The organism is Melghirimyces profundicolus (assembly GCF_003054245.1).
In the GTDB taxonomy this organism is placed as follows: Bacteria; Bacillota; Bacilli; order Thermoactinomycetales; family DSM-45169; genus Melghirimyces; species Melghirimyces profundicolus.
This window is the reverse complement of sequence record NZ_QBKR01000008.1, coordinates 61,839-88,015: the sequence shown is the minus strand read 5'-3', so window position 1 is coordinate 88,015 and position 26,177 is coordinate 61,839. Positions and strand designations below refer to the sequence as shown.

The 26,177-nt window shown below is 55.8% G+C and carries 22 protein-coding genes; 12 read left to right on the top strand and 10 right to left on the bottom strand.

Annotated features, from left to right (window positions below):
• The first annotated feature begins 87 nt into the window (after positions 1-87).
• On the top strand, positions 88-3,378 hold the full coding sequence (locus C8P63_RS07445) for a DEAD/DEAH box helicase (protein ID WP_170109549.1): 3,291 nt from the start codon (positions 88-90) through the stop codon (positions 3,376-3,378).
• A gap of 102 nt (positions 3,379-3,480) precedes the next feature.
• Here C8P63_RS07445 and C8P63_RS19900 read toward each other — a convergent pair whose 3' ends face one another.
• Positions 3,481-4,440, bottom strand: a complete 960-nt coding sequence (locus tag C8P63_RS19900) for a Gfo/Idh/MocA family oxidoreductase (RefSeq protein ID WP_342748063.1) — start codon at positions 4,438-4,440, stop codon at positions 3,481-3,483.
• 1,679 nt (positions 4,441-6,119) lie between these two features.
• Between C8P63_RS19900 and C8P63_RS07430 the strand changes: the two genes are divergently transcribed.
• On the top strand, positions 6,120-7,736 hold the full coding sequence (locus C8P63_RS07430) for an ABC-F family ATP-binding cassette domain-containing protein (RefSeq protein WP_108022740.1): 1,617 nt from the start codon (positions 6,120-6,122) through the stop codon (positions 7,734-7,736).
• 136 nt (positions 7,737-7,872) lie between these two features.
• Here the strand turns inward: C8P63_RS07430 and C8P63_RS19035 are convergent, their stop codons facing one another.
• From C8P63_RS19035 to C8P63_RS07420, 3 genes are all read right to left on the bottom strand, one after another.
• Complete coding sequence (locus C8P63_RS19035) at positions 7,873-8,013, bottom strand: hypothetical protein (RefSeq protein WP_170109548.1); 141 nt, start codon at positions 8,011-8,013, stop codon at positions 7,873-7,875.
• A 71-nt stretch (positions 8,014-8,084) separates the two neighbouring features.
• On the bottom strand, positions 8,085-8,426 hold the full coding sequence (locus C8P63_RS07425; RefSeq protein ID WP_108022738.1) for a hypothetical protein: 342 nt from the start codon (positions 8,424-8,426) through the stop codon (positions 8,085-8,087).
• Between the two features lie 461 nt (positions 8,427-8,887).
• The gene (locus tag C8P63_RS07420) at positions 8,888-10,120 is read right to left on the bottom strand and encodes a helix-turn-helix transcriptional regulator (protein ID WP_108022736.1); all 1,233 of its coding nucleotides are present in this window, start codon (positions 10,118-10,120) and stop codon (positions 8,888-8,890) included.
• A 189-nt stretch (positions 10,121-10,309) separates the two neighbouring features.
• On the opposite strand from C8P63_RS07420, the gene C8P63_RS07415 reads away from it, so the two are divergent.
• The 9 genes from C8P63_RS07415 (at position 10,310) to C8P63_RS07375 (ending at position 19,125) form a co-directional block, all read left to right on the top strand.
• Complete coding sequence (locus C8P63_RS07415) at positions 10,310-10,732, top strand: SCP2 sterol-binding domain-containing protein (RefSeq protein WP_245920768.1); 423 nt, start codon at positions 10,310-10,312, stop codon at positions 10,730-10,732.
• A complete protein-coding gene (locus tag C8P63_RS07410; RefSeq protein WP_108022734.1) occupies positions 10,729-11,775 on the top strand; it encodes an alcohol dehydrogenase family protein in 1,047 nt (348 codons plus the stop codon). Before C8P63_RS07415 ends, C8P63_RS07410 begins: the two co-directional genes overlap by 4 nt.
• 15 nt (positions 11,776-11,790) lie before the next feature.
• The gene (locus C8P63_RS07405; RefSeq protein ID WP_108022733.1) at positions 11,791-12,672 is read left to right on the top strand and encodes a R2-like ligand-binding oxidase; all 882 of its coding nucleotides are present in this window, start codon (positions 11,791-11,793) and stop codon (positions 12,670-12,672) included.
• 4 nt (positions 12,673-12,676) lie between these two features.
• On the top strand, positions 12,677-14,170 hold the full coding sequence (locus C8P63_RS07400) for an aldehyde dehydrogenase family protein (RefSeq protein WP_108022731.1): 1,494 nt from the start codon (positions 12,677-12,679) through the stop codon (positions 14,168-14,170).
• Positions 14,171-14,310: 140 nt separating this feature from the next.
• Complete coding sequence (locus C8P63_RS07395) at positions 14,311-16,077, top strand: ABC1 kinase family protein (RefSeq protein ID WP_245920767.1); 1,767 nt, start codon at positions 14,311-14,313, stop codon at positions 16,075-16,077.
• Between the two features lie 35 nt (positions 16,078-16,112).
• The gene (locus C8P63_RS07390) at positions 16,113-16,658 is read left to right on the top strand and encodes a DUF6230 family protein (RefSeq protein WP_108022727.1); all 546 of its coding nucleotides are present in this window, start codon (positions 16,113-16,115) and stop codon (positions 16,656-16,658) included.
• Between the two features lie 326 nt (positions 16,659-16,984).
• A complete protein-coding gene (locus C8P63_RS07385; RefSeq protein WP_108022725.1) occupies positions 16,985-17,479 on the top strand; it encodes a DUF6114 domain-containing protein in 495 nt (164 codons plus the stop codon).
• Between the two features lie 42 nt (positions 17,480-17,521).
• A complete protein-coding gene (locus C8P63_RS07380; protein ID WP_146172137.1) occupies positions 17,522-18,745 on the top strand; it encodes an HPr family phosphocarrier protein in 1,224 nt (407 codons plus the stop codon).
• A gap of 20 nt (positions 18,746-18,765) precedes the next feature.
• Positions 18,766-19,125, top strand: coding sequence for a chorismate mutase family protein (locus tag C8P63_RS07375; protein ID WP_108022721.1), 360 nt, complete (start codon positions 18,766-18,768; stop codon positions 19,123-19,125).
• 251 nt (positions 19,126-19,376) lie between these two features.
• Here C8P63_RS07375 and C8P63_RS19745 read toward each other — a convergent pair whose 3' ends face one another.
• The 6 genes from C8P63_RS19745 to C8P63_RS07350 form a co-directional block, all read right to left on the bottom strand.
• On the bottom strand, positions 19,377-19,511 hold the full coding sequence (locus C8P63_RS19745; RefSeq protein ID WP_281258692.1) for a hypothetical protein: 135 nt from the start codon (positions 19,509-19,511) through the stop codon (positions 19,377-19,379).
• Positions 19,498-20,835: a tetratricopeptide repeat protein gene (locus tag C8P63_RS07370; protein WP_108022719.1), complete on the bottom strand. Its 1,338-nt coding sequence runs from the start codon at positions 20,833-20,835 to the stop codon at positions 19,498-19,500. The genes C8P63_RS19745 and C8P63_RS07370 overlap by 14 nt, the downstream gene beginning before the upstream one ends.
• Before the next feature lie 156 nt (positions 20,836-20,991).
• On the bottom strand, positions 20,992-21,735 hold the full coding sequence (locus tag C8P63_RS07365; protein WP_108022718.1) for a (2Fe-2S)-binding protein: 744 nt from the start codon (positions 21,733-21,735) through the stop codon (positions 20,992-20,994).
• 6 nt (positions 21,736-21,741) lie between these two features.
• On the bottom strand, positions 21,742-22,566 hold the full coding sequence (locus C8P63_RS07360) for an ABC transporter ATP-binding protein (protein WP_108022716.1): 825 nt from the start codon (positions 22,564-22,566) through the stop codon (positions 21,742-21,744).
• Positions 22,567-22,604: 38 nt separating this feature from the next.
• Complete coding sequence (locus C8P63_RS07355) at positions 22,605-23,645, bottom strand: FecCD family ABC transporter permease (RefSeq protein ID WP_245920765.1); 1,041 nt, start codon at positions 23,643-23,645, stop codon at positions 22,605-22,607.
• Positions 23,642-24,703 (bottom strand): FecCD family ABC transporter permease, encoded by a 1,062-nt coding sequence (locus tag C8P63_RS07350; protein WP_108022714.1) that lies wholly within the window; start codon positions 24,701-24,703, stop codon positions 23,642-23,644. The genes C8P63_RS07355 and C8P63_RS07350 overlap by 4 nt, the downstream gene beginning before the upstream one ends.
• Before the next feature lie 190 nt (positions 24,704-24,893).
• Here C8P63_RS07350 and C8P63_RS07345 point away from each other — a divergent pair, with 190 nt between their 5' ends.
• Positions 24,894-25,859 carry an ABC transporter substrate-binding protein gene (locus C8P63_RS07345; RefSeq protein WP_108022712.1) on the top strand — a complete coding sequence of 322 codons (966 nt, stop codon included), beginning with the start codon at positions 24,894-24,896 and terminating at the stop codon, positions 25,857-25,859.
• Positions 25,860-26,177 lie beyond the last annotated feature (318 nt).

Here is a 26,177-nt window from a genome sequence, read left to right as displayed (position 1 = left end):
CAGCCACCGGACGTGGGGCGAGAGTTTCCGCCCCGGTTTATGCTACAATGGGCTGAACAAGAGCCATTCAAAGGAGTCATTCGAACAATGTCTTTGGTGATCAGCCTCGGTCAGATCCAGAGTTTATGCTCCAGTGGAGAGACCTACATGCGGGGAATGCGCTATATGAAGAACGGACGGGTGAAAGAGGCGGCCTTTGACCCATCGGTTCCCGTCTGGCGCGCCTTTGTTGAAGGGATGTACACTTATGAGGTGAATATTTACACGGATCCCCGGGGCGGTTTGGAGGACGCGGAATGTGCCTGTCCGGCTTTTTCTTCCTATGATGGGTATTGCAAACACATTGTCGCTTTGCTGCTTCACCTTCGCGAAAGCGGACAGGAGAGGGAGGGGAGTGCCCCGGTCGCCGCCGCCTCTTTGGAACAGAATGAACACCAACGGGCGGTTCGCGACATCCTCGACCTTTTTCAGCAGGGTCCATCAGGGGCGGTGTCCGCTTCCCCCGTTGAATTGCTGGGGGTGGAATACGAGCTGGGTCTGATCCCCTCACGGGGCGGCCGGGAGGATGGGTGGTTGACCGTCCGGTTGAAGGTCGGTTCCAAACGGCGGTATGTGGTCAAAAACATCCGGGATTTTCTCGCGTCTTTTGAAGAGAGACAGCCCCTCTTTTTCACCAAAAACTTCACCTACGATCCGACACAGCATCAACCGGCGCCGAAGGATGAAGCGATGCTCGCCTTTTTGTCCGGAATTTCCAGGAGTGAACAGCTTTACAGCCGGATACTCACCCCGTGGGGCGATGATGGACGGGGAAATGAACGAACCTTGGTGGTGCCGCCGGACCGGATCGGCGAATTCCTCCGGCTGCTCCCGGAGGGACGTTTTGTCCTGGAACACGACGGAAACCGATACACCGAATTGCCCGTCATGGAAAACCGCTTCCCTGTGGCCTTCTCCCTGAATGAGAAGGGGGAATCTCTGGTGTTGCAACTGGAAAAGGAAGGAGGCAAGCAGGAGCCGACCCTCCTCTCCGGGGACGGGTATTGTTTTGATTCGGGGACGATCTATCGGCTCAACCAGGTGCAGAGAGAGATGATTCTGCCCCTGTACCGCCGGATCCGCCGGTTGCCGGGGAAGAAGCTGTTGATCTTCCGAAAGGCGGGAGAAGCCTTTGCCTCCGTCATCTTCCCGGCGTTGAAAAAGGAAGGTTGCCTGAGGGTGGATGGCCGCGTCTCCCAACGGATGGTCCAACATCCCTTGCAGGCGGAGATCCGGTTGGATCGGCGGATGGTGGAAGAGACGGGGGACCAGTTGACGGCCACCCTCCGGTACACCTATGGAGAGATCACCGTCGATCCGTTATCATCCGGTGACGAACAGGGCCGTGACGGGGTCGTACTGATCCGGGATATGGAAAAAGAGCAGCGGATCATGAACATCTTTGAAGAATCCAACTTTCAATTCAACGGCCGGGAACTCCATCTCGACGACGAAGAAGACCTCTGCCGCTTTTTGTACGAAAAAATCCCACAGTTGGAAGAGTTGGCCGAAGTATATGCCACCGCAGCGGTCAGAAACCTGCTGGTCGAGCCCGGACACCGTCCCGTCTCCCGCATTGACGTCGACGCCGCGTCGGACTGGCTGGAAGTGCAGTTTGATTTGCCCGATGTGGAGGAACGGGAGCTTGAAAACCTGTTGCGGGCGTTGGTTGAAAGGAAGAGGTATTACCGTTTGCCTGACGGAGCGTTTCTCCCCTTGGGAGATTCAAAGACGGAGGCGATCCGTTCCCTGCTCGAGGAAGAGGGAAACAACCGTCCGGTCATCGACGGTTCCAAACTGAAACTGCCCGCCACCCGGGCCCTGCAGTTGGAAGAGATGCTGGAAGAGAAGGGGGGAAGCGTGAAACGGGGACAACGTTTCCGGCGGCTGGTTCGCAACCTCCGGGATCCGGAAAACCTGGAGTTCTCACCTCCGGCCTCCTTGGAACCGATCCTGCGCGACTACCAGCGGTTCGGTTTCCAGTGGATGAAAACGCTGGCTCACTACCGTTTCGGGGGCATCCTGGCCGATGACATGGGCCTGGGAAAAACGATACAAGCCCTGGCTTTTATCGTGTCCGAGCTGAAGAAGGACGCTTCGGAAGACTCGCCGAAAACGCCGACCCGGTCCCCGGCTCTCGTCGTCGCCCCGGCTTCCCTCATTTACAACTGGGAGCGGGAGTGCACCCGCTTTGCCCCCCGGCTGAAGACCGCCGTCATTGCCGGTTCCCGAAGGGAACGGGAGCAGCGGATGAACGACCTTACCGGCGTCGATGTGCTGATCACTTCCTATCCACTCCTTCGGCGGGATGTCCAGTGGTATGAACCCCATGTGTTTCGGACGCTGATCCTCGACGAGGCTCAAAACTTTAAAAACCAGCGCTCCCGGACGGCTCAGGCGGTCCGGTGCCTGCGATCGCAGACCCGCTTCGCCCTGAGCGGAACCCCGATAGAAAACAGCTTGGACGAACTGGGCTCCATCTGTGATGTGGTGCTGCCGGGGTTGTTTCCCGGCCGGCCGGCTTTGCGGGGGCTGTCCACGGAACAGGTCGCCCGGCGGATCCGTCCCTTCATCCTGCGCCGTCTCAAGCGGGACGTTCTGGATGAATTACCCGAAAAAACCGAGTCGATTCACCTCTCGGAACTGACCGACAAGCAGAAGGAGCTCTACCTGGCCACCCTCCGGAAAATCCGGAAGGATACCCGACAGGCTTTGATCACCGACGGTTTTCAAAAAAGCCGGATGAAGATCCTGGCCGGCTTGACCCGTTTGCGCCAGATCTGTTGCCACCCGTCCCTTTACTTGGAAAATTACACCGACGGCTCCGGCAAGTTCGATCAACTGCTGGAAACCCTCGAAGAGCGGTTGAAAAACGATTGTCGCATCCTCGTCTTTTCCCAGTTCACCAGCATGCTGGCCCTGATCCGGGATGCGCTGGACCGGCGGGGGATATCGTATCATTATCTGGACGGAAGCACACCTGGAAAAGAGCGGCTGGAGATGGCCCACCGGTTCAACGCCGGGGAAAAGGATCTCTTTCTCATCTCCCTGAAAGCGGGAGGCACCGGCCTCAATCTGACCGGCGCCGACACCGTGATCCTCTGCGATCTCTGGTGGAACCCCGCCGTGGAACAACAAGCCGCCGACCGCGCCCACCGCATCGGCCAAAAGAAAGCGGTGGACGTACTCAAACTGATCGCCCGCGGCACGATCGAGGAAAAAATCCACGAGCTGCAACAGAAAAAACAGGCCCTCGTCGAACAAGTCATCCAACCCGGCGAACCAATGCTCTCCTCGCTGAGCGAAAAGGAGATCCGGGAGATTTTGGGGTTGGAATAAGGACGGAGCGGGCAGATTTTAAAAAATAAAAAAGGACCTTCCGCCGGGGAGGTCCGTTGGCCTATAAATTTCGGGGATTCAGTTGACATCGTTTCTCCTCATTCATGATCCGACCAAAATGACAGCTGTCAAAAATATGATTTGTAAAATGGTTCGCGGCACAAGGGGAGTACTGGGTCTTCCGCCAATACTGATCCCTTTTCGTGCTGCGCGAATATTAGCCGGAAACATCACAATCAGTAAGAATGCCAACCCAACGGAATCAGCAGGCCGAAGGCACCTGCGATCTCGAATATACCGGTAGCCGTCACAATCCAATCCGGATGGGACAGAACTGGAGGTACCATTTTGATAAGATCCGGACGTTCTTTCCCCAATGAGCTGTCGCTGTGAATAAAAACATGAGAGCAACAGCGAATCGTAACGATATTTCCCAACCATCAAAATAAGACAATCCAAGAAAACCCAACATTCTACTCCTCTCTCTCGATGAATCCCCCTGGCGGTGAGTTCTTTCGGCGTGCCCATGATCTCATTGATGAAATCAAAATTATGCAGCGTAAAATCCTGGACCATCCTGTATAAGTTCATATTCCCCCAATGCGGAGGTGTCTTTTGGTAAGCGGTGACCACCAGGGGATTACCTAACGCTTTGGACTTGATTTTATCTATCGCAAACCGATGGGGATCCGAAAATTTAAAGAACAAATTAACCAATAACACTCGATTGTATTCCTTTGCAACGGTCCTCATTTCTTCTGCATCTTCCAAGGCATAACTCACCGGGGTTTCACAAAAGACATGTTTCTTCTGTTTTAGGGCTTGGATACCATATTCTCTATGAACCGATGTAGGCAGACAAACATCAATCAAATCGATTTCGGGATCATGGAGCAGGTCATCGGCGTTCGTGGTTACATGGACATCGAATTCTTCTTTAAGTTTATTCAGTGTTTCCGGTGTTCCCCCGAAGATCCCGGCAACCTCCACTCCTTCCATCTTATCGTAAATACTTGCGTGCACTTTGCCGAAACCCGTTCCCAAGATCCCTATTTTTATCATCCGATCGCTCCTCCTCATGATTACGTGCCTTTGCCCACTGAACTGTCAACTTCCGCCAACGGAGTGGATCCAAGGAAAAACAGGTCCTCCAGATTCGAATATGGAAACAAGGCCTTCTGTGGACGTTGTATTCCCGGCATGAAGATCTCCCCCGTTCAATACTAATCCTTTGTGTGGAATTCCCTGCCGGAGGAAGGGATGGACAAACCATTTCCCGCCTTCAAGAGTTCTTGGATGTATATGAGTAAGAAATCCGGTCACTCAGGAAAGGGGAAGTGAATGGTAAAAAATATTCAAAAATTCCATATCTTGGCAGGCTGAAAATCCTCGGGGTTATGTCTTCAACTTCTTCGGCGGCAATCAAGCGGAGTACAACGTGATCCACCGGGGATCCTGCTCCTGTTTAAAAAGGACTCGGACGAATGTGCCCAAAGTTTGTTCCAACGATCTCGACGCTTTGGTTGAGTTTGCCGACTCTGCTCGGGGGAGTGCTCAATTGCTGAATCAGACTGGAAAGTGAATGAAATCGGGGAGTTTGGCAGGGGCGGACTGCAACGAAGGCCTGAGGGGTTTGAAGCAGATTCCAGTAAACGGTGATCCCGAACCTCTTGTTCATTGTTGGGGGAAAGGAATGTGTCTCTTAATGGGAATATTGTGACAGGCAAAACGGAAGGAGGTTGGTCATCATGAACAAAAGAATATGGATGGACCGTAGTTACCGGACCCCAAAGGAGGGAACAGATTCGATTGAAACAGTATCAACCGGCGCCGGAGGATGAAGCGATACTCGCCTTTTTGTCCGGAATTTCCAGGAGTGAACAGCTCTACAGCCGGATGCTCGCCCCGTGGGGCGATGATGCACGGGGAAATGAACGAACCTTGGTGGTGCGCCGGGCCGGACGGCGAATTCCTCCGGTTGCTCCCGGAGGGACGTATTGTCTTGTAACACGACGGAAACCGATACACCGAATTGCCCATCATGGAAAACCGCTTCCCTGTACTTCTGCACTCTGCCTTGGAACAGGGTTTCAGCATTCATGATGTGGCAAGCAAGGCCGGACATTCAAACATCAACACGACGTTGATCCACCCGAATCCGAGTCGAAAAGCGATCATGGAGAAGGCTATGAAAAACCCCCCGGGAACAGCCGGGGGTAACTTACATAAAAAAAGAATCCGGTGTAATTGATTCCTGATAATGGGTATATTATAATAAAGGACGAACGAAGCAAACGGTCTTTGGCGTAAGCCCCATTTTCGGGGCTGGAGCCCTCTGGAGGATGGCGGTCCTACCAGAGGGTTTTTACATGCTCCGGCCGAAAGGGACTACGCGCTTACCTCTATCTCTTCGGGCGCTTGGGTTTGTTCCTGCACCAGTCGAGCCAGAGGCGAGCGAGAGCAACAGTTGCGGCAATGGCAGCTGCTATGTCTTGTACGTTCACACACAGCCCCCCTTTCATGTGGATCTCATCCCACGAAAGAGGGACTCTTCAAACCGATGCTTCATCGTCCCAAGCTTCATTCTATCATATTTCGCTGGAAAATCTCACCAAAAAGATGGTTGGATTTACCTATATGATAGATGACCTTTGGTTTAAAACGCTTCAGGCACTCCTGTAACTCTCACCCCCGTGGTACAATGGGTGGGAGTATTTTTTGTTAAAAGGACGGATGCGTTTATGATCACGGTACAAGGCGTCGGCCTGCAGTTTGGCGGGCGGAAGCTGTTTGAAGATGTAAACATCAAATTTACGCCGGGGAACTGTTACGGCCTGATCGGGGCCAACGGGGCCGGGAAGTCGACGTTTCTGAAGATCCTGTCGGGGGAGATTGAGCCCAATAAGGGGGAAGTCTCCATCACCCCCGGCCACCGGCTGGCGGTGCTGAAGCAGGATCACTTTCAGTACGAGGAGAATCAGGTGCTGGAGACGGTGATCATGGGTCACGAACGTCTCCATCAAATCATGAAAGAAAAGGATGCCCTGTACGCCAAACCGGACTTCTCCGAAGAGGACGGGGTCCGGGCGGCGGAGCTGGAAGGGGAATTCGCCGAATTGGACGGCTGGGAAGCCGAAGCGGAAGCGGCCCGGCTTCTCTCCGGTCTCGGAGTGGCCGAGGCATTTCACGGGAAACAGATGAAAGAGCTGGACGGAAAGGATAAGGTGAAGGTGCTCCTGGCCCAGGCGCTGTTCGGAAAGCCTGATATCCTGCTGTTGGACGAGCCGACCAACCACCTGGACATTCAAGCGATCCGGTGGCTGGAGGATTTCCTCCTCGACTTTGACAACACCGTCATCGTGGTTTCCCACGACCGCCATTTCCTCAATACCGTCTGCACCCACATGGCGGATATCGATTACGGGGAGATTCGGCTGTATGTGGGGAACTACGATTTCTGGTACGAATCCAGTCAGCTGGCCCAGCAGATGATGAAGGAGAAAAACAAGAAGCTGGAAGAGAAACGAAAGCAGTTGGAAACCTTCATCGCCCGTTTCAGTGCTCACAAAGCCAAGGCCCGCCAGGCAACTTCCCGGCGGAAGTTGCTGGAGAAACTCACCTTGGAAGACATCAAGCCCTCTTCCCGGCGGTATCCGTTCATCAAGTTTGAACCGGAACGGGAAGCGGGGAACGACCTTCTTCGGGTGGAGGGACTCACCAAAACGGTGGATGGCCGGAAGGTGTTGGACAACCTCAGTTTCACTATCCACAAAGGGGACAAAGTGGCTTTTGTCGGCCCCGACGGACTCGCCAAAACCACCCTCTTCCAGATCCTCGCCGGGGAGTTGGAACCGGACGCCGGGGAGTACCATTGGGGGATCACCACCAGCCAGGCTTATTTCCCCAAAGACCACAACGCTTACTTTGACGGCGTGGACCTCAACCTGGTGGATTGGTTGCGGCAGTATTCCCCTGACCAGTCGGAGACGTTCGTCCGCGGTTTCCTCGGCCGGATGCTCTTCTCCGGGGAAGAAGTGATGAAAAAAGCCCATGTCCTCTCCGGTGGAGAGAAGGTGCGGTGCATGCTGTCCCGGATGATGCTGTCCGGCGCCAACGTCCTCATCCTCGATGAGCCGACGAACCACCTCGACATGGAAGCGATCACGGCGCTCAACAAGGGGCTGGAGGAGTTTCCGGGGACGGTTTTGTTTACCTCTCATGACCATCAGCTGGTCCAGTCCGTGGCCAACCGGATCATGGAACTGACCCCCAGGGGCCTGGTGGATAAGATGACCACCTACGACGAGTACCTGGACGACGAAGACTTGCAGGAAAAAGTAAGGGAGATGTATGCCTGAGGAATTTCTGCATGGAATCACCGGGGACGGCTTCCGCTTTCTTTGCAGTCGTTGGATCGGAGAGAGCCGAATCGTGAAAGAAGAAGACACAATAAAAGCACGGGGAACCCCGTGCTTTAGTCGTCTTTACGCGCTCTCAAATCTTCCAGCACATCGGAAAGATGGGAGTTGAGTGGACAGAGGCACTTTCCGCCAGCAGATCGCTGGTCACCAGCCCTCCGGACCGGCGTGACAGGAGAGCGGGGCTGTGAACCGCAAGAGAGAAGTCGCTGTTCATGAAAACCCCCTCCAAAAGGAAACTGATCACCACAGGTGCTGCGGGTGATCAGTGGATGATGGGTCTTTTCATCAGGCTGTCAATTCTTCCTCCTGTTTTGCCTGAGCCTGTTTCAGAGCGTCGGCCAGTTCCATGAACCATTTTTTGTCTTTGATGGAAAGGGCGATGTCAATCAGGTTGCGGATGTGGCCTTCCTCGTTCAGCGGAGTGTTTTCCAGTTTTTGAAGCCGGTCGAAGGTGCTGGTGGACACCTTGCCGATGGTCAACCGGTTATCCGAATTGATCACCCGCACTTTGACAATGCCTTCTTGATGGTCGATGGATTCGATATATCCGTGAAAGAGCTCGTCATTGTTCGTTTTCCCTCTTACCCAGTCTCCGTCCTGCATGTTGAAATGAAGCAGGGTCGTCATGGTTATGCACCACCTTCGGATGATGTCGGCACATCCCGCCGAACTGAAACCAGTGACATTACAGTTGGGGTGTAAGGAAGAAGAGATGGTTCATATGTGAGGCTTTTTTTGGAATTATAGTGGTTGCCGTTCCATTCGTCAAGGAAACAAGGAGGGGTACGCAACGGGGGTTTCTGGGAATTCTGTCTTCTGTTTCTATGATTCCCGTTTTGGTGATTCGTATAACCTGTCGAGAGGGGAATCCATAAAAAGGCGTAGGGGAAAACCGGTATTTCAGAGGATGGTGTCCGGTGTGATTTTTCGATATATTCGAGACACAGTCCTCCTCACCCGGGGACAGACCTCTGTTGTGGATCTCAGGGTCTCGGTTGCTTGAACTCAACATGAAACTATCCCGTCTGCCGTTTAAGAAACGAAAATGCTTTCTTTGCCCCTGCCGGGGTTTTTTTTTTGAAAGGATGTCAACGGATCCAGCTTTTCCTCAAACCGACCGCCACCGCCTCGGGCCGGTTTTTGGCTTTCAGTTTCCGGAGAACGGAGTGGGCATATTCGGCGGCGGTGTGTTCACTCAGGTGAAGCGCCTGTCCGATTTCCCGCGTGGAATGGCCGTCGGCGATCATCTGCAGGATTTCACGTTCCCGTGGAGTCAACGGGGGAGCGGCGTCCACATGGGTGAAAGCGTTTTCAAACAACCGGAACCGGAGTGTGAGCGAAACCCGCGAAATCAGATCGGTGAGGAGGTGTTCAGTGTCCGGATCCGGTTCAAAGGGCCGGCCTTCCTGGTCCAGCAACAGAAACGCCACCGGTTGTCGTTGAGGGCCGTACAGGGTGGCGGTCTGAAGGGAGGTGAGTCCGAACTTTTCCACATAGTGGGCGGGAAAGTAAAGTCGCGCCTCCCGGAGATAAAGGGGTTTGGTTTCCTTCATGACCCGGGCGATCGCGGGTATGTTTCCCTCCACATCACGGATTCGGCGGATTTCGCCAAGGTCCACCTCGTGGGCGTAGATTCCCTCCACGGTCCGGGAAAGGGAGGAATACCAAAAAAGGGCTCCCCGCCGGAATCCCGTCGCCTCCGTGATAAAACGGACCGAACGGGAAAGCGCCTCCTCCAGGGTGCGGGAGGTCAGCAGCCACTCATCCAAGCGGGTAATGGCTTCCATCCGCTTCAATCTCGGCGACCTTTCGTCCGATCCGGGTAACGGAAGCTTTGGCCCGTTCCTCTCCTTTCGGCGGCCTTCCGAATGCTCCCGGGTGATTGAGCAGAGAAGGGAGAGGGTCAGGGAGTGGAGCCAACGGTAACTGGTGTGTACATCGGGACGTCCCTGCCGTTCCAACAGCAGCACGAGGATGATCTCTTCAAACAGCCCGATGACCGCCACCGTGTGTTGCAAGCCCAAAATTGAACGGTACTCCGCCGTGCGTTGGAAGAACTGCTCTTTAAAGCCGGAGAAGTTGGCGGAATCGTGGAAGTGGTCCAGGAGATATTGGAACAACCCTTGGGCCGCCTGCTTTTCCCGGGCCGTCATCCGGAAGGTGGAAAGACGGACCTTCCAGGCGGCCAAGCATTCCTGCCTGCCGCGATGCACCGTCTCCAGGATCCGGCTCAGCTCCTGACGGGATACGAGAGGATAGGCCGGAAAATCGGGGGGTCGAATCGGAAGTTCCTCCTTTCCGCAGAAATGGGATGGAATCAATGTTATTTCACAGTATACCACGGGTTCGATTCAACAGGTGAGATGAAAATTTAAAATAATACAACATCGTACCCCCATAAACATGGGGGGAGCAAACCCCGAAATTTCGGGGTTGTGATAATATCTGAATGATTATACTATTCGATATACAAAACCGAATAAACACACCCAGGACAGGAGTGGATGATCATGATGGTTTTCGACGAAGAATGGGCGAAAGCCTGGTGTGAAGCGATCAACCAAAACCCTCAGTACAAGCAAGCCGCCGCTACTTGGGAATGGCCTCTCGTGCTGAAGATGGAAAAAGATCCGTCTTTGGGACTGGAGGAAGATGAGGCGATCTTTCTGGACCTGTACCGGGGGGAGTGCCGGGAAGCGAAAGTGGCCGGTCCGGATGACATCGATTCCGCGCCCTATGTGATCAGCGCCGATGTATTCACCTGGAAACAGATCTTCGATCGGAAACTGGAGCCGATCTCCACGATCATGAGGGGGAGGATGAAGCTGGAAAAGGGAAATATGTCCACCCTGTCGGCATACGTCCTTGCCGCCAAGTACCTGGTGGAGTCCGCGTTGCAGGTGGAAGCGGAGTTTCCGGAGGCGGTGAAATGAAAGCGGTTACGTTCCACGGGGAAAGAGATGTCCGCGTGGAAAGGGTGGAAGACCCCCGGATCCAGCATCCGGCGGACGTCATCATCCGGGTGACCACGGGCGCGATTTGCGGATCCGATCTGCATCTGTACCACAACGCCATCCCGGGATTGTTGCCGGGCCATATCATCGGCCACGAGTATGTCGGAGTGGTGGAAGAGGTCGGTTCCCAAGTGACGGCTTTTCGAAAGGGCGAGCGGGTGGTGGGGGCATTTCACGTCGCTTGCGGCCGTTGTCGGATGTGCCGGCGGGAGGCCTACAATCAGTGCGAGCACGGCGGGGTGCTGGGTTACGGGATTGCCTTCGGCGATCTCGCCGGAACCCAGGCGGAATACGCCCGGATTCCCTTCGCCGATACCACCCTGCGCCGGGTACCCGACGGATTGACCGATGAACAGGCGCTTTTTTCCGGCGACATCCTCACCACCGCTTACGGGGCCGTGGCCAACAGCGGTTTGCAACCCGGAGAGACCGTCGCGGTGATCGGCTGCGGTCCGGTGGGAATCATGGCGGTCCAGAGCGCTTTGGCGATGGGGGCTTCCAAGGTATTCGCCGTCGATCTGGTGAGAGAACGGACCGACCTGGCGGAGAAATTGGGGGCTGTCCCTGTCCCGTCGGGGGAAGTGAACCCATCCTCCCGCATTCTGAACGGAACAGACGGGGAGGGAGTGGATGTGGTCATCGAAGCGGTGGGCGGATCTCCCACTCTGAAACTGGCCTTTGAGCTGGTGCGGGGGGGCGGCCGGATTTCCGCGGTGGGAGTGACGGCGGAGGATACCTTTGCCTATCCGCTGATGAACAGCCTGACCAAGGATGTCACGTTCCGGATCGGATTGGCCAACATCCACCGGGATATGGATGCCACACTGGCCCTGGTCCGGGGCGGCCGGATCGATCCGACGGTGGTGGTGAGCCACCGCCTTCCCCTCAGTCAGGCGGCGGAAGGGTACCGGCTGTTTGACAAACGGGAAGCGAGCAAGGTGATCCTGGATGGTTCCTTATAACAAAGGAGGATGAACATGAGGGAATTGCAGACGACGGGGGAGCAGGGGCTGAACCACGATCTTCTGCCCATGCGCCTGTATCACAAGGCGAAGAAGCTGGGGGTGTGGGATCCGAAAGAGATCGATTTCTCCCGGGACATCAAAGACTGGAAGGCCATGGACGAGTCGGAGAAGGAGACCATCCTTCGCCTTTGCTCCATGTTCCAGGCGGGGGAAGAAGCAGTCACCCGCGACCTCCTGCCGCTGATCCGGGCCATCTCCCTGGAAGGCCGGGTGGAGGAGGAGATGTACCTGACCACATTCCTGTTTGAAGAAGCGAAGCACACCGAACTGTTCCGCCGGTTTCTGGACGAGGTGATCGGGGCGGAGGGGGACCTCACTCCCAACTTTCAGGATAATTACCGGGCCATCTTTTATGAATATCTTCCCCGGGCGATGGAACGCCTGATCGGGGATCCCTCTCCTGAGGCGATGGTGGAAGCCTCCGTCACTTACAACATGATCGTGGAGGGGGTGTTGGCGGAGACCGGCTACCAGGCCTTTTACCAGGCATTGAAAGAGCAGGGCAAAATGCCGGGCATCGTCCAAGGAATCGGTTACCTCCAACGGGACGAATCCCGCCACATTGCTTACGGCACCTATCTTCTTCAACGCCTGGTGGCCGCGGACCCCGATCTGTGGGAAGTCCTCAGCAAGCGGATGGAGCTCCTCCTCCCTTACGCCATCGGGGTGGTCAACGAACTGTGGGACCGGATCGAAGGTAACCCCTTCGGCATGGAGAAGGAAACCTTCCTGGACTTTGCCATGAAACAGTTCAGTGCCCGGATGGACCGGCTGGAAAACACCCAGCGGAACCTGGATGAAGTCTGGTCGTCCCCTCTGGAAGAAGGAGTGTGAACCGATGACCTCCACCCTGGAGACACCCACCCTTCACCCCGATGTGAAACGGTTTGTGCAAGGGGCGCCTTTGAGACTTTTGATCGGCGGCCGGCGGGTCGCCTCCCGTTCGGAAAAAACGTTTCAAACGATGGATCCGGCGACGGGGGAACCCCTGGCCGAGCTTTATGAAGCGGATGCGGAGGATGTGGACGACGCCGTTGCCGCCTCCCGCCGGGCACTGGAGGGTACCTGGGGGAACATCAGCCCGGCGGAGCGGGGGCGGCTCTTGTGGAAACTGGCCGACCTGATCGAGGAGCACGCCGAAGAGCTGAGCCAGCTGGAGTCTTTGGACACCGGCAAACCCGTGACGGAGACATCGATGGTGGACATCCCTCAGACAGTGGACCATTTCCGGTATTTCGCGGGGTGGACCACCAAGCTGACGGGAGAGACGCTCCCGGTCTCCTTTCCCGGGGAATATCTGGCCTACACCCGTCGGGAACCCCTGGGGGTGGTGGGGGCGATCGTCCCTTGGAACTTCCCGCTGATGATCGCTTCCTGGAAACTGGCGCCGGCCCTGGCCTGCGGGAACACCGTCGTGCTGAAGCCTTCGGAACTGACCCCCCTGACGGCGCTGCGTCTGGGAGAGCTGGTTCAGGAGGCCGACATCCCGCCGGGGGTGGTCAATATCCTCCCCGGTTACGGTCCGACGGCGGGGGCTGCGCTCACCCGCCATCCGGAGGTGGACAAAGTTTCCTTTACGGGATCAACGGCGGTGGGCCGGGAGATCGTCCGGAACTCAGCCGACCACTTCCAGCGCCTTTCTTTGGAGTTGGGTGGAAAATCTCCCAATATTGTGTTTCCTGACGCCGACCCCGATGCGGTCGCCGGCGGGGTGATGATGAGTATCTTCTTTAACCAGGGAGAAGTTTGCGCCGCCGGTTCCCGCCTCTATCTTCACCAAAACATCTATGACAAGGTGCTGGAGAAGGTGGTGGAGAGGGCGCATACGATCCGCCAGGGACCCGGGGTGGACCTGACCACCCAGATGGGGCCCCTGATCAGTGAAACCCACCGGGACCGGGTCTGGGGCTACATCCAGCGGGGGAAGGAGGAAGGGGCGCGCGTCCTCGCCGGAGCGGAACGGGGGGAAGGGAAGGGTTACTTCATCCGGCCGACCGTGTTGGAAGGACGGGACGACATGGAAGTGGCCCGGGAGGAGATATTCGGTCCCGTTCTGACGGTCCTTCCCTTCAAGGATGTACCCGATGTCGTGAAACGGGCCAACGATACCCCTTATGGTCTGGTGGCAGGGGTTTGGAGCCGGGATATTGCGAAAGCGGTCCGGGTGGCCCACTCCCTCAAGGCGGGTACGGTCTGGGTGAACGGATACAACATGATTGATGCCGCCAGCCCCTGGGGCGGGTTCAAACAGAGCGGAGTGGGAAGGGAAATGGGACCCTACGCTCTGGAGCATTACACCGAAGTGAAGAGCGTGTGGGTGAACTTGACCTAGAAGCGTGGTTCCGTCTTGGAAAGTGTGGTGAGTCGTTCTGTTACGGATCGGCGATGGTAGACTTCCAGTCCTCCATCGCCGATTATCCATTATGAATGATCATTGGATTTTTAAAGTTTGGCGGAAACGGGGGAATCATGGTGACTGCGACTCCGGTGGAAAAGCTGTCGGAAAAAAGGCGAGGCGTGACAGGAGAGGAATTTTCAGCGGCAGATAAGAAACGGGCGCAACTTGCCATTCAAAAAATGAGAGAGGGGATCACGAAAGGGAAGCGTTACCGGGCGATGGTGCGGACGTTTGCCAAACACGGACTGCTTCACCTTTTGCGCGACCGGAAAATGTTCCGGCTGTTCCGAAGGAACCGCAACAAAGAGGAGGAAGAACAACTGCACAACATCGGCCGCCGCCTGCGGCTGGTGTTCGAAGAACTGGGTCCCACCTTTATCAAGCTGGGTCAAGTGCTCGTCACCCGGCAGGAGCTGATCCCCGAGCCGATTACGACGGAACTGGCGGAATTGTTGGACGAAGTGCCACCCATGCCGTTTTCGTTTATGGCCGCCATCCTGGACGACGAGCTTCCCGAAGGGTTGGATACATTTGAATGGATCGACCCGGAGCCCATCGGGTCCGCTTCCTTGGCCCAAGTGTACAGGGCGCGGTTGAAAGACGGGCGGCAGTGTGCGGTGAAAGTGGTCCGCCCCATGGTCGACAAACTGTTTCAAACGGATATCGCCATCATCAGAAAGCTGGTCAAGCGGGTGCAAAAGCTGCTTCCGCCCGCCTTGGCGGCCTCCGCCGACTTGCCGGGGTTGATCAACGACTATTACAGCAGTTCGACCAATGAGTTGGACATGCGCATCGAAGCGCGCAATATGAATGATCACCGGGAGATCATGGAGGAGTTTGAAACGATCGACGTACCCCAGGTGTATGCGGTTGCGGAACATGTCCTGGTGATGGAGTTTGTCGATGGATGGAATTTAAAAGAGTTTCCGGTGGATTTACTGAGCTTTGAAGAGCGTTTTGAACGGATGACGGACTTGGCCCATTATTACATCAAAACCTTTTCCCAGGGTTTTTATCACGCGGATCCCCACGGCTCCAATATCATGATTGACCGCCATTCCAAAAAAGCGTTTGCTATCGATTGGGGCATGGTGGGACGAATGGATTCACTCCACACGGAAGCGATTTTCCGCATGCTGCTGCATACCCGGCTGAATCAAGCGGAGGACGCGGCAGAAGCGACTCTGGACATCGTCCAACCCACCCCCTATACCGATCCGGTTCATTTAAAGGATCAGCTGCGTTCGATGTTCATCCACTATGTCAACAGCGAACAGGCCAGCAAATACAACTGGGGCCACCTGGTCATTCAGATCATCACCATCGGGATGCTGAACTCCTGCCGGATCCCCAACGGATTGGCACTGTGGGCGAAAGGGTTCACGGCGGCGGAGGGGACGGCCCGGTGGTTGTGTCCGGAGATCAGCTACCACACGGTGGTGGAGTCGGCGGATGTGCAGATGTTACGTCGCTGGTTGTCCCGCCGATTCAACTTCCGGGCGAATGCCAGTCTGATTACGGAAGCGGGCAAATTGGTCGGTACCCTTCCCAGGCGAATCAACAAAATATTGGAAAAACTGGCTTGGAATGATCTGAAACTGATCGTGGAAAACCGGGTGGACGATCATTTGATTCACAAAATAAACAAAATGGTCAACCGGGTGACCTTGGCCGTGATGGCCGGCGGGTTGTTCACGGGAGCCTCCATCTTGCTCTCCTTTGGAACAGAAATATTGAATGCGATTCCATCCCTTCGTTGGTTGGGTACGGGGATGCTGTGGGGGTCTTCTGCCCTCAGCGTTTATCTCATATGGCGGGTCATTCGCTCCAAGAGAGCTTGAATGATAGCAATCCATCACTGTCAAAGGAGGAACCGATGTTGAAGTACCGGGGAAAATGGTTCTGGTCGAGCGTGGTCGCCGCCCTGTGTTTGGTGTTCGCCATGGTATTGGGAATTTGGACCGGGGGTGTGGCCCTGGCCGTGCCCATCGGGGGGATCGGGGGATTCACCGTTGAGGCGGACGAGATCCAAATGAGTAATTTCAAGCTGTTGCCCAAGATCGGCGAAACCAGCGAACGGGCGGCATATCCGCAAGGAAGCGCCCAGCTGGATGGCGTGATCAAAAACCTCAAGTTGTACAAAGATCTCAATGTCCCGGGAAAAGGAAAAGTCCGTGTGCTGATTACGGCATCCGAAGATGTGAAAGCTTCGGGGCTCGTCCTCGATCTAAGCAAGCTGGATGCGGACGCATCCTTTAACAAACTGAAAATAGCGGAGAAAAACAGAAGCGATTGGCAGCAAAAATTTGGCTTGTCCGCTCCCGAAGTGGTGCTGAAAAAGCCGTCGATTCAAGGTCACTACCTTTTTGCCAACAGCATTTCGCTGCCGGGGCTCAGCTTGAAACTTGAGATGAACCCTTAAGGCGTTGTGAAAAGATGAGCGGCAGCATTTACCCAAAGCCGCTCCGGCTGCACTCACAGAGCACAAGTCTCGCCTGAGTCGCTTGTGCTCCCCGGTCTCGCTATGCTGTCCTGCTGAGATGGAGGCACTGTCTGCTCCGAATCATCCTGCTGCGGGCAGGGGCAAAACGCCTTCGGATGCAACACAGAGAAGCTTTTGCCCCTGAACGCCCTTGCAGGCTGATTCTCCGCCGGGCAGGACAGCAAAGTCGCTATTTTGGGTAAACGCTTCCCCATTTCTCGAAACGAACATTCAATCACAACGCTTCTAAGTAAAGGGGTGTCAACATGCGGGAAACCGTCGTCGGGGAGAGGTCTTTGAACCATTCGGGACCGGATTCGCAGGCAGACCGCCGGTTTGACGAAAAAAAGCGGCCGAAGCTGGCTCTCACCTTGGTGTGTCTGTCCGGATTGTTCATTTTGTGGATTCCGGTCAACCTGTATTGGCTGGCGTTCGTTCCGGGCAGTTTCGCCTTTGCCGGGTTGATGTTCGGCGTGCTGGTGCTCAGCTGCGGAGTTCTGGGGTGGTTGATGCCGCAATATGTACGACTTCTGGGGGCATTTGCGATGATCCTGTCGATCACCTCGATCATCGGAGCGCTGGGCGGGCTGATCATCGGCACTGTGCTGGGAATTGTGGGTGGAGCTCTATGCCTTGCTTGGGGCCCGGCTTCCCCGGGCACGGGCGAGGAAGGGGCCGAAGACGCGAAGGAAGAATGCGGAGAAGACACAGGGTCCGCTGAACGGGAAGCTGCCGCTACATGGCATCAATGGTTCAAGTAGGAAGGAATGAATGAAAAAGGGTGGATCAAGGGGGTGAAGAGTTTGCCATCGTCATTTCGCCGGACCGCCGGGAGGATTCTGGTCCTGACATTCTGTGGCTCGATGGTGTTTTTTGCGGACGGGGGCGTGCTGGCTCAACCGGAGCACCCTCGGATGCCCGGAGTGCTGAAGCCGTCTCCCGGGCAGGAGGCTTCGAAGGGGGAGACGACCCTTCCGAAGGAAGAGGAAGCGGAAAGTTCCGCAATGGATGAGGCGGCAACGGAGAAGCCGGGTTCCCCGGAGGATGAGAAGCTGAGCGTACCGCTTGCCCGGACGGCTCCGGAGGAAGGGGTCGTCGTCCGTGCCGAACGTCTTGAAATCCAAGGGCTGATCCCTTCCCTGACGGTGACGGAGACCGGTCGAGTGGCGATCCGCCTCTCCGCCAAGCGGGCGGAGGCCTATGGCATGAAATTGGTCACGGGACAAAAGACGCCGACGGGGCCGTGGGGGGCGGAGATCGGCGACGCGGGTCCCGTATCGATCCAAAACCTGGATGCCGATGCCACCGCCTTGGGGTTCAAAGTGAAAGGACCTCCGTTAAAACTGGATCAATCGCTTCCTTCCGTTGTTCTTTACGACGTCTATTTGAAGGTGGAGCGGCTGGATGCGGATCACGTCGGCATGCCGCAGATGGATTTACAGACGAAAGGAAAGGTTTCCCTGGCGTCCGACGACCCTGTTTTCGACCTGGAGCGGTTGCCCGAGGTTCAAGGATTGAAAGGATTGACGGACCTCGTCAACGGGACGCTGGGCCGATTGTCGGGGGAAGACTTATCGAAAGAGCCGGGTTCGGAGGAGCCTGGACCGACGAAACCGCCGAAGAGCACGCCGATTCCCGAACCGGCGGAACCGCCTGCAGAACCCCGTCTGCCCGACCCGAAATCACCACAGCCAGCTGAACCGCCCCTTCTCCCTCCCGATGACGGAGGCGGTGAGATTCCGGGGATGGATGACGGCGGAGCGGGGGAAACGGTGAAAGAAGTGGTTGTAACATTAAAGGGCGGTCTCGGTCGACTCCTTTCGGCGCTTCCGTTTGTAAGGGAGGCCAATCGATACGAGGCGGAGATTACGGTTCGGCGGGGTGATCAAAAGGCGGACGCCAAGAATCTGACGGAGGTTTTGAACCTGAACATCACCTCCGGGACGAAGATCATTCTGTCGGCGGAAGGGAAGGAGGCGAAACGGGCCGTTGACGCCCTGGCGGATTTTCTGGGTGAGAAAGAATAAATCCCATGGGAGTGAATGAGATGGCGAATGAAAAAATGACGATGGATGAACGCATTGAGGCGTTCTACCGGCAGAGCGGCGGACCGAATAACGAACAGATCCCCCGTCTCCTGGAAAAACACCTCATCTACGCAAGCGACCACGGGATGCCGGGCTACCGGGAGACCTTCGAGGACGCCTTGATCGACACCGTGGTCAATGATCCCAGCCTCCTCCTTCTCTACGAACGCTTTCAGCGGTGGAAGCTGAACCGGAACGGAGGAGCTCCCGATCGTCCCTCCCCGGACCTGGAAGCCCGGTTGGAAAGCCTGGAACGGGAAGTCCGGGAGTTGAGAGGTTGGTTGGAGATCGTGTTGGAGAAGGCAGGTCCCAAGCCGTAATCCATCACCCAGCCGGGTACTCCCGGCTGGCTTCGCTTTCGACGGAAAAAATGAAAGTGGATTCGCAGATCGGACGGAGGCCCATCCGATCGAACGGAAGAGGCTGAGGAGAAGAAAGAAAGGGACCTCCACGCAGATTCCGGCCCGTCGGAGGTAACAGAGGAAATCGAAGTGGAATTGAGGCTGACGTTGGATGCCGGAAAGGGGACGCAAGGGCCGGACAAAAAAGAAGCCGGGAAACCCCCGGCTTTTTAGTGTCCCGGTTCTCCGGAACGGTCACTTGAGGCGGATTGCTGGACGGAGTGTTCCAGGGGAAGGCTTGTCCAGGCTGTGAACGCCAGCACGGAAAAAATGACAGCAACCAACGGAGCTTTAAACCATTTCAAAATGATCCCCCCTCCTTTCTTTTTGTGTCAGTTTTTCTTGCGCAATAAACATATTCTCCGTGGAGTGCATAAATTCCTTCCCGTCCATATCCTTCCAACACCTGGCGAGATGATACCAGGCTTGGTATTCTTTGTCCGGAAAATGAAATTTTTTTGACAATTCGACGGCTCTTTGATAAGAAGCGATGGCTTTCCGGATCCTTTTTTGCTTGTAATAAAAGTGACCTTTGATTAAAACAGCATCTGTTAAATAAGTGGGGGAGGTGTAATCTTCTCCTTCCCGGATGGCCAAGTTTAAATATTCCTCCGCTTTTTCCCAGTCGCCTTTATACAAATATAAATTCCCGAGCTTGGTGCAGGTGTTTATGTACTGGTTGGTGTATACCATTTCTTTCGGCATACTCATGGCGAGATTGAAGCATGTTTCCGCTTCATCCCACGCACTTTTTTCCGTGTATAAGCTGCCGAGGAGTGACCAAAGATCGAAAGCGCTTTTGTAGTAGCTGTTCAACGAGGCGAGCTCGATGCCTTTACGTGCATATTGAATGGCTTCGTCAATCGCCCCGCTTTTACGCAGCAATTCACCCCGCAGCCAGTAGAAGGTAAAAAGGGTTTCCGATTGTTCGATGTGGGCGAGATCGTTCCATACGTCCTGAACGGTATTCAACGCGTCCACGGTGCGACCCAATCGCTCCAAATAGATTGCCTTATTTCGAAGCAGGATGTATTTGACGACCTTCCGGTTTCCTTCGGGAACAAAGGATGCCAGTCCGCTCCCGGTGAACTTTAGTGCTTTTTGTAAGTCGTTTTGTTTATAAGCGCAAAGGCCCAAATCATTAAAACTGTAGGATTCGATATTGTCCCATTTTGCCTGGCTGCTTTGGCTGGACAGTCGAATCGCACTGAAGAGTTCCCTTTCAGCCCGTTCGATTTTATTCTGAAACATATAGCAGACTCCTCTTAACCAATACATCGTCGGGGCGTAGGGGTGACCGTCGTCCAAACCCAAAGCGTTTAATGAGTCCAAGGCTGGATCCAACTGATTGAAACGCTGCATCGATTCAATCGCTTCCAGTTGAAACCGAACATGGGCCAGATTTTGTTTTTCATCCATGAGCAATTCCGGCAATTGGTTCAGGGACAGGTCCAATTTCTCAAGAAGATAAAGGAGTTTTTCTTTTTTCACATGGGGAATGCCCCGTTCCAGGTTGCTGATGGTGGCGGGGGAAATATGTTCGTCCGAAAGATCTTCCAGCCTCAATCCTTTTTCTTTTCGGATTTTCCTTATAACTTCTCCGATCTCGCAGGTTTCCATTTGTGCCATAACCGTTGTTCACTTCCTTCCGGCTTTTGGTTTTATTTTATACAATGCCGATTATTTTGAAAATGCAAACGAAATGTTCCAAGACGGTTTCAATTAAAAAACTGAACCGACTCCCGGCGATCCGGAGTGGTTCAGTCTTTTTGAGGTTGACTTTTTTCATTTGCTCTTTTTCGGATTCCCGGGTGCGCAGATCCCCGGGCAGGTGGGGCAGGGACGGGCGCCGGGGAGGCGGTGATACAGGCAGCAGGTCCGCCTGAAGCGCAGTTCTCTGCCGGGGTTTTCGGGATCGGGAGACAAGCGGAAGGGCAGGGAGAGGGGGTTTGGAAGAGAACCGCTGATCCGGTGGTTGCGCTCCTCCGTCAAAAAGGAGTGGTCGGACCGGATTTGTTCCCTTTCCCCGGGGGCTTCCGTCTCCGCCAACCATTTCTCATAATGATGGGTGACATAACCCCGGGCGCTCTCCCACAGGATCGCCGGAGAAATATGGGCGGAGAGGGAAGTCAGCACCGGGGTCACGTTTTCGCGGAACAGGTGGCGGAAGGCCTCCTTCCGCCAAACGTCCCGGTCACCCGAAGGGGGACGGGAGCGTTGATCGACGCCGAGGGAGAGGGTGAGGTCCCACCCTTTCCCGAAACGAAGCCGAAGATTGCCCAGGCTGTAATCCGGGCACTCGTTCCGCCGGGTGATGGCGTAAAGCCCCTCGGCCAGAAGGACGGACAGATACCGTTTGGCCAGCATGGAAGCGGCGACGGCGGAATGGTCGGCGCTGATTTTGTCGCCCCACGCCCGCAGGAGGGAATCCCTCAGATCCGGTTGCAGGAGAGAGCGGACCGGGAGGTCCGGAACCGAAGGAACAGGATTCTCCGCCGTTTTCTCTTGATTCAGGGTGTGAATCGCCATCGGTGATCAAACCCCCGTTCCGGTGGCTTGTTGTGGAGCAATCCGCCGTCCTCTCCCGTGGGGGACACACAAGGGCGTGCCGAACAACGGATCGGGAATGACATCGCAATCCAGGCCGAAGACTTCTTTTACCAACCGTTCGGTTACAATCGCCTCCGGCGGCCCCTGAGTGTGGATGCCCCGGTTGTAAACGGCAACCATGTGGTGAGCGTAGCGGCAGGCTTGGTTGAGATCGTGAAGGACCATTACGATCGTCCGGTTGTCCCGTTCGTTCAGTTCGAAAAGCAGGTCCAGAATCTCGATTTGGTGGGTCATATCCAGGTAGGTGGTGGGTTCGTCCAGGAGCAGGGTGTCGGTTCCCTGGGCCAGTGTCATGGCGATCCAGGCCCGTTGACGCTGCCCGCCGGAGAGGGAATCGACGGGGCGGTCGGCCAGTTCCGTCATCCGGGTGACTTCCAAGGCCCAGCGGACGCACCGTTCATCCTCCGGCGACCACTGGTTGAACCAGTGTTGATGCGGATAACGGCCCTGCTTGACCAGCTGAAGAACGGTCAGCCCTTCCGGGGCCACCGGTCCCTGGGGGAGAATGGCCAGTTCTCTTGCCGTTTTCTTGGTGGATTGGCGGGTGAGGTCTTTTCCGTTCAGCAGGACGGAGCCCTTCTCCGGTTTCAACAATCGGGCCAGGGACCGGAGAAGAGTGGACTTGCCGCAGCCGTTGGCTCCCACCAGTACGGTGATCTTCCCTTTGGGTATGCGGAGATCCAAACCATCGATAACAGGCTCTTTTCCGTAACCAAGAGTGAGATTTTTAGTTTCCAGGGTCGGTTTCATCGAAGATCATCCTCCCACCAAGATTGGACCGGGTCCGGTCAGACCGTTCGCCCGCTCCGATAAATCAAAGCGATCAGGAAAGGAGCTCCCAACACAGCGGTGAACAGACCCGCGGGCAAGTCGAGGGGGCTGAAGGCGGTGCGCGCCGTCAGGTCCGCCACCATCACCAGGAGGGCTCCGGTCAGGGCGGCGACGGGCAGCAGCTGGCCTTGTGACGGACCTGTCAACATACGCGCGATGTGGGGAGCCATTAAACCGACAAAACCGATCGGCCCCGCCGCCGCCACCGCAGTGCTGGCCAGGGCGACGCTGAACAAAACCAGCAGAAGACGGTGGAGTTGGACGCGGCTGCCCAAGCCTGTCGCCAGGGCGTCTCCCAGCTCCTGAGCGTTCAGATGACGGGAAAAAAGAAGCGAAAGCGGGAGAAAGACGGCGATCGGAATCAACGTCGCCCACACCGTGCTCCAGGAGCTGGCGTATACACTGCCGGTCAGCCAGACCACGGCCTGGCTGGTCGTGTAAATCGGGCTGATGATCAGAAGAAGGGTTGTCAAACCCGCTGCGGCGGCGTTGACCCCGATTCCGATCAGGATCAGCCGGAAGGGAGAGACCCCTTTTTTCCATGCCAGGGTGTAGATCAACAAGGCGGCCATTGCGCCGCCGGCGAAGGCGGCGACGGGAAGCCACCGGGCTCCGGCGTCGTGAAAAAGGGTGATGAAAGCGACTGCTGTCACCGAGGCCCCGCCGGTGATGCCGATGATGTCCGGGGAGGCGAGAGGGTTTCTCACCACTCCCTGCAGAATGGCACCGGCCACCGCCAGGGCGACTCCGACCAACAGGGCGGCCAGGACCCGCGGCAGCCGAAGGGTGGTGATCACCATCTCATCGGCGGGATTCCCTTGGCCGAACAATGCTTTCAACACATCCGGGGGAGCGATGTTCATCTCTCCGATCCCGATGCTGATTACAAACACCGCCCCGCACGCCAAGGCCAGTATGGTGATCCACAGGAGGGTGCCTGCCTCCATCATGAACGACAGGCCGAGGGACGGGATTCGAAAGGTGATTTTTTGGTTCACTCCGAAACGCTCCTTCGGGCGATGGTGATGAAAAAGGGGACTCCGATGAGCGCCGTGATCACACCGACGGGCACTTCGTCGGCGAGCACGCGGGCCCCTGTTCCGGAGAGGAGCTCGACCACCGGCCCCCCCGGCATGATCAGATACCGGGCTCCGATGTCGGCGAGGAGCAGAAAGGCCCCTCCGAGGACCGCGCAGTAGGGGAGCATCCATCGGTAATCATTTCCCACCAGATACCGGGCGACATGGGGGACCACCAGTCCCGCCATTCCGATCGGCCCCGCCACCGCCACGGCACTGCCGGCCAACAGGACCACACAGAGGGAGGCGAAGAATTTGACCCAACCGGTTCTCTGACCCAGCCCCCGGGCCACACTATCCCCCATCATCAGCGTGGTGATGGGGCGGGCAATTCCCAAGGTGAGGATCCAGGCGACCGCCATGAAAGGAAGGACCTGCGCCAGGGCGCTCAAGTCCCGCCCCACAATCGATCCGGACAACCAGAAGAGCACTTCATCCAAGGTGGATTCGTTTGTGACGAGCACTCCCTGGGTCAGGGTGGCGAAAAAAGCGGTGATCGCCGCTCCAGCCAAGGTGAGTTTCAGCGGAGTCAGCCCGCTTCGGCCCGTTGAGCCCAATCCATAGACCACCAGGCTGCTGATCGCCGCCCCGAAAAACGCGATCCAGGTGTAAGCCTGGAAGGAAGATACCGAGAAAAAAGCGGAGGCCGCCACAACAAAAAAAGCGGCTCCTGCGTTAATGCCGAAGATCCCCGGGGAGGCGAGAGGGTTTCTCGTCAATGCCTGCATCAACGCTCCCGCCATCGCCAGGCTGCTTCCCACGGACACGGCGATCAGCGCCCGGGGAAGCCGTGTGGAGCGGACGACCAGCTGCTCTTTGGTTGGGTCCGGAGTCCGGAAAGCTTCCAACAAGGTTTGCCAATCCACCCGGGTCAAACCCAATTTGATACTGCCGATAAAAGCGGTCAGCAGAAGAAGAACACCCGCAGTCAAGCCGAAGGTGAGGCGGAAAGGAGTATGTAGTGGATGAGAGCGCATGGGATATCTCCTGTCATCGGTAACTTCATGTTGCAACCAAGGTACTCACTTGTATGATAATCATTATCAGATGACGGGTCAATAAATGATAATCATTTTCAAATTTGTTCTTGACAGTTTTTTGGCTGTGAGATTAAGATGAAGACTGTAATTGAAAATCGTTTTCAATGAGAAACGGAGGGTATATTCCATGAGCTTTGCCAAGAAGAGTTGGCTTGCGGTCGGATTGGCGTTGCTTCTGGTGTTTACCGCCGGTTGTGGCAGCGGTGCGTCAACCGGGGGATCCGCTTCCGGGGATCAGGAAGCCAACAACGAAAAAACCCGTGTGATTCAACACGCGATGGGGGAAACCAAGATCAAAGGAACGCCCGAACGGGTCGTTGTGTTGACCAATGACGGGGTCGATAATGCGCTGGCCCTCGGAATCAAGCCGGTGGGTGCGGTCAAATCCTGGATCGGGGACCCTTGGTATGATTTCATCAAGGATGATATGAAGGGCGTTGAAGTGGTGGGCGAGGAAGTCCAGCCCAACCTGGAGAAGATCGCCGCACTGAAGCCCGATCTGATCCTCGGCAGCAAAGTCCGTCACGAAAAGATTTATGACAAGCTGTCCGCCATCGCCCCCACCGTGTACAGCGAAACGGTCGGCCATGTCTGGAAGGACAACTTCAAATTGTACGCCAAAGCTTTGAATAAAGAAGAAAAAGCTGACCAACTGCTGAAGGAATGGGACCAAAAGATCGCAGACTTTCAGGAAAAGATGGGGGATAAACTGGACACCAAGGTCTCCATTATCCGGTTCCTTCCGGGGCTGGTCCGGATTCACCACAACGGCTTCCCGGATGCCATCGTGAAAGAAGCGGGGTTGAAGCGCCCGAAATCCCAGATCAAAGAGGAGCACTCCAGTGAAGTGACCGAAGAGCGGATTCCCGAGATGGACGGGGACGTCATGTTCGTCCTGACAATGGAAGAAGGGGACGGAAAGGCCACCAAGCTGAAGGAAGAATGGATGAACAAACCCCTCTTCAAGAAGCTGGACGTGGTGAAGGAAGGAAAGGTTTATGAAGTGAACGATGTTTACTGGAACCTCTCCGGCGGAATCCAGGGCGCCAATAAGATGTTGGATGATCTGGAGAAACACCTGGCCAAAAAATGACGTTTATATACCGAATGTAAGAATCAGGCGAAGAGGCGCCTGATTTTTTCTTTTGCCACAAGAAGCCTTTGTGATTTCATGTTCGTTTCGAGAAAAGGGGAAGCGTCTACCCAAAATAGCGACTTTGGGTAAATGCAGCCGCTCACTTTTTCGCAACGCTTCAAGAGACCCCGGCCGGACTCGGACAAAGGCTTGAATCAGTTGTCCATCAGCTGTCTATGGTATAATGAGGGCCACTTGTGAAGCCGAACGGAAATACACCGCAGCCTGTCGGGTGATCGCCGACTGCCGGGTCGGAACCGGAGAAAGGTGGAAAGG